The organism is Candidatus Nitrospira nitrosa, from assembly GCF_001458735.1.
Classification (GTDB): domain Bacteria; phylum Nitrospirota; class Nitrospiria; order Nitrospirales; family Nitrospiraceae; genus Nitrospira_D; species Nitrospira_D nitrosa.
In genome coordinates this window covers 642,312-655,502 of sequence record NZ_CZQA01000008.1, presented here as the reverse complement: position 1 = coordinate 655,502, position 13,191 = coordinate 642,312, and the positions used below count along the sequence as shown (strand labels likewise).

Genomic DNA, 13,191 nt, shown 5'->3' with positions numbered 1-13,191 from the left:
GGCTACACCGCGAGCAACAGCAAGGCGATCAAGGTCACGAATATATAGGTCAGGTAGAGATGGAGACCGCCTGCCTGGATGACTTTCAGGCGGTCGGCCAGCGTCGCAAAGAATGCCACTAAGGGTTCGTAAAGATATTTCTCGAAGATCGGTTCAATGTGGAATTCAAAGTGTCGCCGTTTGGCGAAGTATCGTGACTCGGCAAGAAACTCCGTTTCGAGTTTCACCGTCGGCTGATAGATCGTACTGAATACTCGTTTGATCGGCTGGACGAAACCGGTCGCGGTATATTCCATCCGAGGTGTAAGGTTAATCCCACAGCCCCACGTCTTAGAATGCCGTTTTTGCAGACGACCTCCGAGTGCGACGGCGAGTCCTAACCCCAACATCGCCAGCACGATAAGCATCAACGCAAGTACCGGCGTGGACAGGCTTGAGAATTCGACATTCACCGGGGCCAGCGCCCATCCATCGATCGCCAAGACCTTGCTTGTGATCGATATCCCTGTCAGAGGGGCGACAACGCGATCCAACAGCGGCACCACCACCATCGGGGCAATGCCCAACGCTACGCAAAGGGTGGCCAGGATACCCATCCCAATGCGCATCGGAATTGGAACTTCCTCAGCATGACGGGCGTGCGTACTTCGTGGCTGTGCAAGAAACGCAATGCCGAACGCCTTTGCAAAGCAGGCCAGGGCCAGGACGCCGGTGAGGGCCAAGATCGTTGCCGCAATCGGCAGCATCAGCTTGAGAAACACCGTCGGAATTTGAAAGCTCAGAAAGAGACTTTGGAATACCAGCCATTCGCTCACGAACCCATTTGTTGGAGGCAGAGCCGAGATCGATACAGCCCCGATCAAGAAGAAGCCACCTGTCCAAGGCATACGCCGAAGTAATCCGCCGTACTCTTCCATATTGCGCGTATGGGTGGCATAGAGCAGTGAGCCGGCTCCTAAGAACAGTAAGGCCTTGAACAGGGCGTGATTAATCGTATGGTAGAGCCCTGCCAGGACTCCAAGAGCGGCCAGTGCTTTCAATCCGTAGGACTGAAAGATCATACCGGCTCCGATACCCAACAGGATGATGCCGATGTTTTCCACACTATGAAATGCGAGGAGCCTCTTGAGGTCATGTTCCATCAACGCGTACATCACGCCGAGTAACGCAGATGTCGCCCCGAGGAACAGGACAACAAACCCCCACCACCACGGGAACTGCCCACCGAAGAAATCAAAATACACTCGGATCAGACCATAGATCGCGGTCTTAATCATGACACCGGACATCACGGCTGAGACATGAGACGGTGCCACCGGATGCGCATAGGGCAACCACACATGGAGCGGCACGATGCCGGCCTTTGTGCCGAACCCGATCAACATCAAGAGAAACACGAGCGTTCGCATACCTTCGGGTAAAGGGCGCTCCGGATGCCGGAAGGCTTCAAAGGAGAATGATCCGGCACTCTGATAGAAGATCAGGAACGCTACGACAATGAACGCAGTTCCGATATGCGTCATGATCACATAGAACAATCCCGCGTACCGCACCTCCGCCTTCTCGTGCTCAGTGACCACGAGAAAATAGGACAACAGCGACATCAGTTCCCAGATGAGCAAAAAGAAGAATCCGTTGTCCGCCAGGACGACGAACGTCATACAGAGGAGATAGGCGTTAAAGAGCGCTCCGAGCGTGGAAGTCGATGCAAACCGCTCTAAATGCCGAAGATATCCGATGGCATAGATCGACGTGGCGAAACCGACCAGGGAGATCGTCAAGACGAAGAATGCAGAGAGTGGGTCGAGTCGAATGGCTACGGTGAGCAGAGGGATGGTGGAGGAGAAAGAGGCTATGACGGGTTCCGAAGACATGAGGCCAAGGAGCCCCAAAACGATACCAGCACTGGTGGCTACGATGGCGGCGACACTGGTCGCGAGACGTTGAGACTCTGGCCGTTCCCGCAGGCAGATGGGAAGTAGTATCCCGGCCCCATACCCGCCGAGAAGAATCCATAACAGATTCAACATGCGACCATTTGAACCCCCCAGCTTCGTGTCACATTATCTCAGGGTCTATAGGATAATGCGATTCAACCTTAAAAAGTATTAGATGAGGATAGAGAAATCATTGCTTTTCCGTGTGCGCATGCCACCGCTCATCGGGGCACACACTCTCTATTTCAACGTCCCATCACGAGATGTACGACAGTTAACAACAGCGCAATGACCAACACCGTCCCGCACGTGATCTTCCAAGCTTGCCATGCCCGTGTATCGTCGTCGTTCACAATCAGCCTCCTGTTGACCTTGAACCAGAGGTCAGACGTCATTCGGTCGACCCTCCGCTCCGCATTCCGCCTCCAACACACGACCTGCTTCTTAGTGCTCCTGTTTATGAATCATCGGCTCGATCTCATTTTTCTGCTCCGCCGTCACGCTGTACCGGACATAGTCATGATCCAATACCTCGTTGGCATACAGCCTCCCCGTCGGTGCTTGCACCACGATGGTTGTTTCCACGCTTCCGTTCGGGGTGATGGTGACGGTCTGCTCATGTACCGTCCGAATGTAAGGATGCCAGACGACTAATTTATACGCCCCAGGCGGGACATCCGTAATCATGAACCGCCCCTGTTCGTCCGTCTTCGCAAAGTAGGGATTCGTGACGGCCACCCCCCAACTCTCCATGTAGGCATGAAACCCGCACTGCATGACGAAGATCCGACGCCCTTTACTGAGGTTGACCAATTGCTTCGTCGGCGCACCGGCCATATGTTTGTGGTACAGCGCCGCCTCGCTATGGTCCTTAAAGTTGCGGGGGTGCTGCGGATTCATCGGGAGCGGCACGTTGAATAACACCCGTGCGCCCAGGTGCGACGTTTCATAGGCCTGAATATCGTGCATGACGGGATCCATGTTGACGACCGTCACCGATTGGTCGTCTCGCACTACCGTCGTGAATGGGAGGAACAGACAATCCTTCGCCTCGATTTGAGGAGTGCCCGCCTCGTGAAACGGTTTACCTTTCTCAACCCCTTCAAGATAGACGACGACCTCTCGGAATGCACCGGCCGGCCCCACATTGAACGGCTGCAAGATGCGCCAGCCTTGCCCATCGGAAATGCGACCGCAGTAGAACGGATCCGGCAGGGTCGTGAGGTTATACCCTTTCGGTTTTGGAACGTGGCCCTCGAGCCGGACGGTCCCACTCACTTGCCCACCATCCGTGACGATTGCTTCAGTATAAGGCCAGGCGGAGGAGCCCATTGCGGTCGTCACCCCGATCAGCCCCAGAAGTACAACGTATCGCATCGCAAGACCTCGCGTCATGAGTGTTGAGACTATCGAGCGCCCTCGGTATCTAGGAAGGCCGCTGTCGCTTCTGCCGGTACACGGAATCGACGATGCGCTGAATCGTGTCGGCGGTCAAATCTCTGATCGTGATGTGGGCTTCATCGTCTCCACTGAAGGTACACAGCGCAATTGTGAAACAATCCGTGCCTCCACGAATGATCTTGAGCGCGATATTGGATTGATGGCAGTGGACACCGACGAAGAGACAGACATCAATCTTATTTTTCCAAATCGTCAGATTGGGGTGGTTCGGATTGATCTCCTTTTCGGCAACGATCTTCGGATATTTCGGTCGGTAATCCGCCATCGGGATGAGCTTGGCCGGAACCGCTTCGGCCAACGCCCGTACCACCTCGGACTCGCGGATGGCCCGCTGGTTCCAGGCCCAAAGCACCAACGGTCCTGGAAAGATCGTGGGATTCCTGGCTTGAAAGAGCCGACGCGCCGCTTCATCGATGGCCTGTTGTTCAGGGACCCGTTTCCCCATCACAAGCCCCTCGTCCTTCGAGGGGCCTACGACACCTCGTTCCGAGACGGATGGCGGGAGATATCCTTCCGGCCCCAATGTCATTTCATACGGTTTCATTCTGGCGACTCCTTTCTACGATGTGAATGCAGTATGATGTCACTCGGTTCCCAACCCTTCTCTGAGAAAAATATCCATCGGTGTGAGTGATTGGCCCGCTGGCGGCGTGAGCAGCGAATGCTCGAACGAGAAGCCTGCGTGCAGTTCATTCCAATAACCCTGAGCCGTATCAGACTCGACGAGGACGACCCGATCGACGGTTCTCGCGAAGGCCTCCATGGCCTGGTGCTGAAACGGTCTGATCAGTTTGGGATAGAATCCAGCCACTCGCAGACCAACACTTCGGCAGAGTCTCACCGCATCCCGCACCACGCCCTGCGCCGCACCCCAGGCGATGTACCCCACCTCGGCGTTGCCGTCTCCATCTTGCTCGCAGAGTGCGAGGCTTTCGTCAGGTGCACAGCTGTCGTCGAGACGTCGACGACGAATCATCTCGACCAAAGAGCGAATCTCCACCGTCTGCTGCTGAAGGACGATGGTGTCTTCCACGAGGATCCCCACTCCGTCGCTGGCGCCGGTACGAATGAGATCCTGTCCCAGCATTGTCAGCCTCAGCGCATCCGCGATATCTGCGGCGACGAAGATGTGAGATGCCTTGAGGCCATTGAGGCAGGAGCCGATAGCAGAAGCGTCCGCTCGGGAAAGGACCATGACCTTTCCGTTTGGCGCTCGATAGGTCTGCACACCCGGATACCACTCGCTTTTCAGTACCGATACGATCGATTGGGCACGGTCGAGATGGTGGGCGACCCACTGCCAAGGGGTGGTCATCAGTTCAGTCGCACAAGCGTTTCGATTTTCGCAAGCGTTCTCTGCGAACCCCAACAAGATCGCCTTCTCCGCACTGAGCAGCATGCCACGCTGTGGAGCGACCGAGCGAGATGGAAGGGCATAGACATCGCGTTTCTCGACAAACTGCCGCGCATAGTCATGCCCGGCAGTAAACGATCGGGGGGCAGAAAGAGAAGGTGCCCACCGACAGAGCGTGGTTTCCGATACGCCGAGCAGATGGAGGAGTACTCCTAACGCAGTAAAAGCCCTTCCGTGAACGCCCTCGCCCTGCCTGCTGGACAACTCCTTAAGTGGAATCGGATAGGCCACCACCCCTTGAGAGAGGAAGCGCTGCGCCTGCTCATTCGGCGAAGGTTCCCAGATCAGTACACTGCCCGGTTGAAGTCCCTTCCGTCGCCATTCCGGATCCGTCCCAGTGAGATCGACCAGCACATCGCACCCGGATCCCATGGAAGAGAAGGGTTTTGTGGCCAAACGAATCGTGAGGGCGAATGGGCTACGGTCATCATCGACTCGGCTACTCTGGAGGATAACCGAGAGACCTTTCTGAATAAGGAATTGGGCGATGACCGCCCAGTCTTTCACAAGCACCGAGGCGGTAGGCCCCACGATTTTGACGATGAGATCCACCTCTTGATCGGGCCGAGCCGGCAGCCATGCGGTGAAGGGAGCCATGTCGATCGCGTTCATCCTATACACGATAGGTGTTCTGCACTCCCTTCAACCCAGAAACGCCAAGCCAGTGGACCGGATACCCGCTGAGAAAAAAGTGGTCGTAGACGGCGGAGAGAAAGAGCGCGCCGTCGTGCGGACGGAGAACCTGGCCAGCCCAGTTCTTCACGCCTCGGCGTAACGTGACCTGTAATCCGGCATGGTTGGTCATCACCCGCCCTGTGCTTAAATCGACCCACACCAGAGCGGTGGCGCCCCGTGGATATTGCACCAGAACGATATCGGCATGTCCTGACATCGTGAGACCCCTCCTCTCAACGGGCTATTGCTTTTTCCCTTTCCTCTTCTTCTTGCTGGCTGTTGTTCGTATAGACGTTTTCGCCGGTGCCTTCCGTTTCGTCGCCATGGGCTACCTCCTCAGTTGTGATTCGGAGATCGTCTCAACTTCTTACGAAGGCTGAGCACGAACTTTTCCCTGGGGCGCTCTGAAACAGCCAGATCGCACTGTCGGATCGAATCGAAATCATCTCCGCTTCTATGATTCACTTGCATCCATGATGGTAGCTAATCTCCGCCGATTCCCTCACACAGAGACTGGAAAGATCGATCCGCTCAATGTCTCGGACGATCCGCATGTGTGCTGTCACGAAGACTCGGCCACGAATCGTCGTGCTTTCGGACAGGGGAGCCTTCACCTGCACACAGCTGGTACTGGTATCGACTCGGTCGACTGTGCCCCGGATCGCCGGCATCACCGTGCTCCTCTCACAGGCTGGATTGAAGCGGCCGTCCCACCTTCCGGTGACAACGCGCCATTCCCTCTCGTGCCGTGAGATTGTTGGGATCGGTGCTCAAAACTGCTTTCCAATTGACGAAGGCTTCCTCTGGCTGCCCGAGTGCTTCGAGCAATGCCGCCAACTCACAGCGCGAGGTGATGTCTGTGGGACACAGGGTCAGCGCGTCCTGAAGTCGGATGAGCTGTGCCAACCAGTCCTCGCTCCCAAACGGGTCCGTCCTGCGTCGCGGTTCGCGTGAGTTTCTCTCCGGTCCCGACATCCTTCGAGTCCTCTTCTTTCTACCCCTTTCCCCCAATCCGCTCAGGCTCCTGGACACGGATGCACGCACTCCACCCCGTGGTTGGCGCGCATCTGCGTGCCGGTCAAGCGTACGGTCTTCCCGTCCGGCGGCATTTCGACGCCCAGCTCCTTGCGCACGGCTCGAAAAATCTCGATGACGTGATTCATGTAGGTCACATCGAGATCCTGGAGGCTGAGCATCGCGTCTTCATGAATGTCGTGGCAAAAAGCGATCGTGAGGCAATTCGTTCCGGCTCGTATCATGCGCAGCGCCAAGTTGGCATAGTGGCAATGAATGCCGATGAACAGGGCAACCTCGATCTTGTTGTGCCAGATCGTGAGGTTTGGATGATTGGGGTTGATCCCTTCCTCCGGATCGATCTTGGGATACTTCGGCCGATAGTCCGGCATCGGAATGATCATCACATTCGGAATTTCGGCGGCGAGCCGCAACAGGGCCTGTCCTTTAGCGATCCAGTCGGGATTCCAAGCCCAGAGATACAAGGGGCCAGGAAAGATCGTGGGATTCTTTCGCGTATATAATTGCCGCGCTGATTCGGCAATGACCTCATCGGCCGGCGCATGCTGGCCGTAGCACAACCCGAACCCGGAGTCAGGATGGGTCACCCCCAATTCCATCGCCGAGGGAGGATGAAATCCGGCCGGACCGACATCGATCACACGTTCACGCGTGACGGCATGCAATGGATTCATGTAGCGTTCCTTTCTGTTCCATGGCTGTGGCTGTTTGGATCATTGGTTGATTGACTCGGTTCGTACGACCGTGTTTCATTTCTGAATCCACCGGCCAGCAGGAGATCAGCCCTGGCGCGGTTGATCCTTCTTTCGCAAGTCGTTCCTCAGGATGACGAGACGGATCGGGTTCTTGTTCGAGGTTTCGTATTGTGCGCCACACGGCATAGGGCAAAACGGTTAGGCTGAAGGCAACCAGGAGAGTCCGATACCAGCCCCAGGCGATAGCTCCGACTACAACAAGCACCGCCGCCAGAGACTCGAGCACGTTCAACAACCAGATCTGCTGCTCACGAACTTGGGACATGGTTCCCGGCTCTTTCATTTTTCCCTTGTCACGATCTCTGCCTCACTTGGCCCAATGCACCCGTGGCCTTTGGGGAGAGCTGTTGGATTTGCTCGGAAACCGCCATACCGTTCTCCTTCAATACCCTGGCTTGCATTTCCGCATCGAGATAATCCTCGTGTTCGATCAATTGACCCACCGCACGAAGACGCTTCTCTAAGCCGGTGAGTTTCTGCTCGATGATTGTCCTTGAAGCCCGTGCCGGTCCAATCGGTCTGTGCGACATGAATCTCTTCGCCGAGGCTAAGATCTGCTTGGCCTCTTGCTCCATGGTGTGAGCTGCAGTTTTGGCCATTTCCTTGTTGTGAACCGCAGTGGCCTCAACCTGCCTGGCATCTTCCTGCACCTTGATCAACAATTCCTCTGCGTCGGAAAAGGATTGAACTATTGAGAAGACGTGTTCTTGTCCTGTAAATTCCTCTTTCGCCAACGCGAATTCTCGTTCCAGTTTGGCAAGGCTCTCACTTGCATACTCTGCTGCCCCGGCGGCCTGCGCCGACTCCACCGCTTTCTTGGCGGCCGCAAGTTGTTCGATAGGCGGTTGCGCACAACCGGTGAGCGCCCCCATGAGGGCCGTTGCCACGAATGGGATGGGAAGCTGACGGAAGCCTCTCCACTTCATGCCGAAGCCATTCTTATCGCCACATGACCTCCACACATCGAAGCTCTTGCAGGGATAATGCCGTTGTGGAACAGGCACAGGATTATTACTCGGACATGTAATCTATCGAGGGGTTATGGTTTTCGTGATGAAGAGTGGGGACATCATCTCTCTTGCCGAAAACTCCTTCGTGCAAGAATTGCAGAGTTAAGCTGTTCTAGGGCGATTAGGGGTGCAGTTCTTGCGCCTGTGGCATGAGTTCTGAATCCTGTCATATCGATGCGGGATGAATGAATCGCTACTCAGATGGGCGTTGGTGTTCAGTAAGAAGAGACTACGGGTCAGAACCCTCAGTCGCGAATGCCGTATTCTTTGATTTTATATTGGAGGGTTCTCAAGCTGATCCCTAACAGCTTTGCGGCCTGTTCCCGATGGTTGGTGACTTCCTTCAAGGTTCGACTGATCACGTCTCGCTCGATCTGCTCAATCGGTGTTCCGAGCGTCACCATCATGGTGCGGTGGTCTTCCTTACTGATCTGGATTTCTTCGGGAAGGTGCATTGGGTGAAGCGTTGTATCCGGCACGGTGACCACTAATCGCTCCATCAGGTTTCTCAGCTGGCGAATGTTGCCGGGCCAAGCATACAATCGAAGTAGTCGCATGGCCTCCCGAGAAACTTCCTTGGGTTTTCGTTGATGTTGCGCGCAACATTCCACCAGAAACCGTGTCACGAGCAGCGGGATGTCGTCCCCTCGTTCACGGAGCGGCGGAAGATGGAGCGGCACGACGTTCAGCCGATAATAAAGATCTTCTCGAAAATCCCCCTGCTTCACCGCTTCAGCCAAATTGCGATTCGTGGCGGCGATGATCCTCGCATCGACTCTGATCAACTTCGTTCCCCCCAAGCGCCTGAATTCTTTCGTTTCCAGTACACGCAGGAAGTCAACTTGCGACTTGAGGGAGAGTTCGCCGACTTCGTCCAGCAGCAGGGTGCCGCCGTCTGCCAGTTCGAACCGCCCCACCTTGGTTGCCATGGCGCCGGTGAACGCGCCCTTTTCATACCCGAACAATTCGCTCTCGAAAAGATTCTCTGGTAAGGCCCCGCAATTGACGGTAATGAACGGCCCATCGGCTCTCAGGCTCTTATGGTGGATCGCGCGCGCGACTAGTTCCTTGCCGGTTCCGCTTTCCCCTGTGAGCAGGACAGTCACATCGCGGTCTGCCACCATCTCCACCAGGCTATAGACTCGTTGCATGGCCGCACTCTCGCCGCTCATCTGCTCGAATCGTGACCGCGTGTCGAGACGGTCGCGGAGGCGCTTGTTCTCAAAGGCCAGGGCATGGTGCTCGAGCGCTTTGGCTACCACGACCGGAAGCCGCTCACGGTCGACCGGTTTGGTCAGATAGTCATAGGCTCCCAGCCGCATTGCTTCCACCGCCGTATCGATCGACCCATACGCCGTCATGATAACGACGACCGTGTCGGGCCATTGCTCTTTAACGCGACGGAGGAATTCTATCCCGCCGATCCCGGGCATCCTCAGGTCGGTGATCACCAGATCAGCCCGGACTTCCTCGAGATGTTGCAACGCTTCTTCCCCTGTCCCTCTTCCGGCAACGTGATAGCCTTTTTTCTCCAACATCGTTACCAGCGCACTCCGAATATTCACCTCATCGTCCACGATGAGAATATGCTCGGCTTGCGTCATGATCCCACACCCACGTGGTGCGGGTGATCACTCGCGAGGGGAAATCGTGTCACCACCGTCGTTCCACTTCCGGGTACGCTCGATACCTGAATCGTGCCGCCATGATCCTGCATAATCCGGTACGCGATGGCAAGACCGAGCCCCGTCCCGCTCGACTTGGTTGTGTAAAAAGGTTCAAATAATCGGGGAAGTTCCTTCTGAGGAATCCCGACGCCGCTGTCTTCCACCGCAATTTCCACCCACGATTTCCCATCCGCCTCCCGGCGCACCGCTGCGATATGACAGCGCCCACCGTTCGGCATGGCATGAAACGCATTCACAATGATGTTCACCAAGACTTGGCTGATCTGGGTGTCGTCCCCCAACACTGCCGGCAAATCCTTTCCCACAGTATAGTCAAGCAGAACATGACGTTCCTCTGCCTCAAACTGCATCAAGGCCCTGATGTGTTCGATCAGTGCCTGGACGTTGATATCGTGCAGGCCTACCGCGCCTGGGCGCGCGAACCTCATAAAGTTGTCCAGAATCCCAGACAGACGGCGGCATTCCGCATTCAAGACGTGGAGGTATTGCCAACCTTGTTGTCCTGGCGTTCCCTTCTCCTTGAGTTCTTCCTCCAGCAGGTGCAAATTCAGATCCATGGCACTTAAGGGATTGCGCAGCTCATGCGCCATCCCTGCGGACAGCGTATGCAGGGCCGCTAACTTTTCTGCGACCCGGACTCGCTGTTCCAGACCGAGCCATTCGGTGACGTCCTGCACCTGCAGAATCACGCCCGCAGCCTTCTTATCGTCCCCGGTCAGTTCCGCTGTACTCACGCGAATGGTCTTCGGGGGGAGGTCCTTGCGCTCATAGAGGACGTCCTTCTGACTGACATGTCGGTGCGCTCTCAACGCCTCGTCGAGAGCCTGTCGGATCGGATCTGCTTCGAGGAATATCGCGTCATAGCTGTTCCCCAGCAAGCTCGGTGAGACGCGATTCAATACCATCTCAGCCGCCGGATTCATCGCGCTGACGAGTCCTTCCTGATTAACCGTGAGCACACCCGTGGGGATGCCCTGGAGAATGTTCCGCGCGAGTTCCTTGACTTCTTCCAGGGTCCTTCTCGTGGCGTCATAGTGAAAAAACGTCATGGCCGCCGCGATCCCGATCGCACTGACGAGGAAGCCGAGAAGAGTCTCGACGATCAGATCGTTGCGCGATTGCCAGAGGGCCTGGAAGAGTTCTGTCGGAGCCTTCGACCCCTCGGTAAATCCTCGAAGCAAGAGTTTTTCTCGTTCGAGGCTGACGAGCAACATGACGGATACGACCAAGGCGAGGAGTAGGAGCACGGACACGATCAACCGATAGGGGATCCGTCGGAAGAGCGTGGCTTCTGGAATGGGCCTGAACATCGCCGCGTCAGAGAGAAGTGTGCATCTTTTTCATGCTAACACGCCCGGGTCGGCCGTTGCACCGAGCAGTACAACCTGCGGAAGACTTCGGCAGCCGATCGCGGTCAACTTGACAATCGGGAACTGTGCCGATGGGCGGATGGCGGCGGAACGACTGTGGGCGTCGATGGTTCGAGCAGGGCAGCAGAGCGTTCGGGACAGCACCTGTCGCACACCCGATTCCCCTCGGCACAAGAACCGTGAAGATTCTGTCAGCCGCCAGACGGACCGCTCATTTCTTCAGTATCGCGAGACTGCTAGCCAATTCTCGTTTTCGTTTCAACTGCTCCCAACATTCCTGACAGAGTTCCTGCCAGGTCAGGTCGTCGCACAGAAGCTTCGAGGCCCGCCGCGCGCAACGATCGCAGTACCTGACGATGGGACTTTGACCAACATGTAATTCACCGATTGACTGTTCCACGATTGGACCTCCTCTACGTTGTGTTTAATGACTGACCATCGATCTGGTTGTAGTCGATTTCCGAGCGATGATTTAGGCGATCAAGACGTTTCCTCCCAGTTCTCATCGGGATACGACAACTTATGACGGTCCGCAATTCCCATTCACGACCTGGCCATCGACTCTCGGGGAGAGTATGTGGTGAGCTTGCATCCTCCTGGGCTCTCTGCCGGTAGCGGACCGGTGTGGGCTGGGAAACGCAACCCTGCGTAAGTCTCCCATCTCAGAGCTAGAACGTTTCCGATTTCGGCAGCTGGCTCCGGTCTTCTCGAAATGGTCGCTTTTCGAGGCATCGCCCACAGAGAAGCAGCTTGTGCACCTCGTCGAAGACAAGTCGAGGCATCGGACAACCGCAAGACTCACACAGATTATCTGGGGGCTCTATGTCCATGTTTCCCCTGTTGTTTGTAAGAAGGCCCGCCCGGAACTGTCGAGCCCTCACTGCGCGAGAAGGTTGTCTAAGCAATTCGGATGCCCTGCGAATCGACACGATATCGGCTAGATTTTTCAGAAGCTTCATTACAAGCGATCACGAGACTCGCAGGTCTTAGACTCCATGTGTGGGAGACGTGTGCAAACTTTGCATCGTGCTGAGACGTGGCCGGTCTCCCGTTCGAGGAAGAACAGATGCGCCAAACCATCGCCCCAGATGGTAAGAATCTCTAACAGTGGTTGTTCGGTTGGATGGGGTTAAGAAGCGCTCGACGGTTCATCTCGGCTTCGTGCGAGGACAGCCGCGATGGCATGGGGCATGCGGGATATGGGCCATCCGTGCTCCAGCGGTACTGCGTTCCATGCGGAGGCAATGGCTTGTTTGATGGCCTGCGGGGGAGCGGTGATTGTCCCCAGGAACATTCTGTGAGGCCGGTCCAATCGGTAGTCGGGCTGCCGTGAGGGGTGCTTGAGGTACTGTGCAACGAGATCGGCGCTCATAGAGTGCAGAATGGTCCCGTGAAAGAGCAGCGCGTTCCCGGCACGGCGCTGTGCATTGCCGGAAATCTTCAGGTTGCCGACGGCAAGGTCGCTGGTCCCTTGGAAGGTCGTCGTCGGCTCCCACCGCTGAAGCGCCGCGGCGATCCGTTCAAGAACAAATTGATTGGTGGTGCGAATGGTTCTGAGCTCAGAATATAGCCGATACGGCACCACGATGGCATAGGAGAGACAACCTGGCCCTTGTAAGACGGTTCCCCCGCCGCTTGCGCGTCGAAGGATCGGGACGCCGTCTCTTTCGCAGGCAGGGACATCCACCTCATCACCCACACGTGAGCCGCGACCTAAGACAACGAATAGGCGATCGCTCTCCCAGAACCGAAGCATCGGCGCCCCGCCCCGTTCATCCAGTTCTTCCAGCAATACCTCATCCAGTGCGAGATTCTCGACTGGACGGGGGAGGGTGAGATCGAGCAA

General features: G+C 56.2%; 15 protein-coding genes. All 15 read right to left on the bottom strand.

Annotated features, from left to right (window positions below):
• Positions 1 to 2: 2 nt before the first annotated feature.
• Positions 3 to 2,030 (bottom strand): hydrogenase 4 subunit B, encoded by a 2,028-nt coding sequence (gene hyfB / locus COMA1_RS11920; RefSeq protein ID WP_090748708.1) that lies wholly within the window; start codon positions 2,028 to 2,030, stop codon positions 3 to 5.
• 351 nt (positions 2,031 to 2,381) lie between these two features.
• Positions 2,382 to 3,314: a carboxypeptidase regulatory-like domain-containing protein gene (locus COMA1_RS11915; RefSeq protein ID WP_245631032.1), complete on the bottom strand. Its 933-nt coding sequence runs from the start codon at positions 3,312 to 3,314 to the stop codon at positions 2,382 to 2,384.
• Positions 3,315 to 3,363: 49 nt separating this feature from the next.
• Positions 3,364 to 3,942: a carbon monoxide dehydrogenase beta subunit family protein gene (locus tag COMA1_RS11910; protein ID WP_090748705.1), complete on the bottom strand. Its 579-nt coding sequence runs from the start codon at positions 3,940 to 3,942 to the stop codon at positions 3,364 to 3,366.
• Positions 3,943 to 3,981: 39 nt separating this feature from the next.
• Positions 3,982 to 5,424, bottom strand: a complete 1,443-nt coding sequence (locus COMA1_RS11905) for a hypothetical protein (RefSeq protein WP_090748703.1) — start codon at positions 5,422 to 5,424, stop codon at positions 3,982 to 3,984.
• A gap of 1 nt (position 5,425) precedes the next feature.
• Positions 5,426 to 5,704 (bottom strand): hypothetical protein, encoded by a 279-nt coding sequence (locus COMA1_RS11900; RefSeq protein WP_090748702.1) that lies wholly within the window; start codon positions 5,702 to 5,704, stop codon positions 5,426 to 5,428.
• Positions 5,705 to 5,948: 244 nt separating this feature from the next.
• Positions 5,949 to 6,158 carry a hypothetical protein gene (locus COMA1_RS11895; RefSeq protein ID WP_090748699.1) on the bottom strand — a complete coding sequence of 70 codons (210 nt, stop codon included), beginning with the start codon at positions 6,156 to 6,158 and terminating at the stop codon, positions 5,949 to 5,951.
• A gap of 13 nt (positions 6,159 to 6,171) precedes the next feature.
• Complete coding sequence (locus COMA1_RS11890) at positions 6,172 to 6,462, bottom strand: tetratricopeptide repeat protein (protein WP_090748697.1); 291 nt, start codon at positions 6,460 to 6,462, stop codon at positions 6,172 to 6,174.
• 41 nt (positions 6,463 to 6,503) lie between these two features.
• Positions 6,504 to 7,196, bottom strand: a complete 693-nt coding sequence (locus COMA1_RS11885) for a carbon monoxide dehydrogenase beta subunit family protein (protein ID WP_176698007.1) — start codon at positions 7,194 to 7,196, stop codon at positions 6,504 to 6,506.
• On the bottom strand, positions 7,168 to 7,542 hold the full coding sequence (locus COMA1_RS11880) for a hypothetical protein (protein WP_090748695.1): 375 nt from the start codon (positions 7,540 to 7,542) through the stop codon (positions 7,168 to 7,170). The genes COMA1_RS11885 and COMA1_RS11880 overlap by 29 nt, the downstream gene beginning before the upstream one ends.
• Positions 7,543 to 7,570: 28 nt before the next feature.
• Positions 7,571 to 8,203, bottom strand: coding sequence for a hypothetical protein (locus COMA1_RS11875; RefSeq protein WP_090748693.1), 633 nt, complete (start codon positions 8,201 to 8,203; stop codon positions 7,571 to 7,573).
• Positions 8,204 to 8,532: 329 nt separating this feature from the next.
• Entirely contained in the window at positions 8,533 to 9,891 is a 1,359-nt protein-coding gene (locus COMA1_RS11870) for a sigma-54-dependent transcriptional regulator (protein ID WP_090748691.1), read from the bottom strand.
• Positions 9,888 to 11,285, bottom strand: a complete 1,398-nt coding sequence (locus COMA1_RS11865; RefSeq protein ID WP_090748689.1) for a two-component system sensor histidine kinase NtrB — start codon at positions 11,283 to 11,285, stop codon at positions 9,888 to 9,890. The genes COMA1_RS11870 and COMA1_RS11865 overlap by 4 nt, the downstream gene beginning before the upstream one ends.
• A 30-nt stretch (positions 11,286 to 11,315) precedes the next feature.
• Complete coding sequence (locus COMA1_RS20650) at positions 11,316 to 11,498, bottom strand: hypothetical protein (protein ID WP_141654324.1); 183 nt, start codon at positions 11,496 to 11,498, stop codon at positions 11,316 to 11,318.
• A gap of 58 nt (positions 11,499 to 11,556) precedes the next feature.
• Complete coding sequence (locus tag COMA1_RS20645; protein WP_141654323.1) at positions 11,557 to 11,745, bottom strand: hypothetical protein; 189 nt, start codon at positions 11,743 to 11,745, stop codon at positions 11,557 to 11,559.
• Positions 11,746 to 12,474: 729 nt separating this feature from the next.
• On the bottom strand, positions 12,475 to 13,191 hold the full coding sequence (locus COMA1_RS11855; protein ID WP_141654322.1) for a lipoate--protein ligase family protein: 717 nt from the start codon (positions 13,189 to 13,191) through the stop codon (positions 12,475 to 12,477).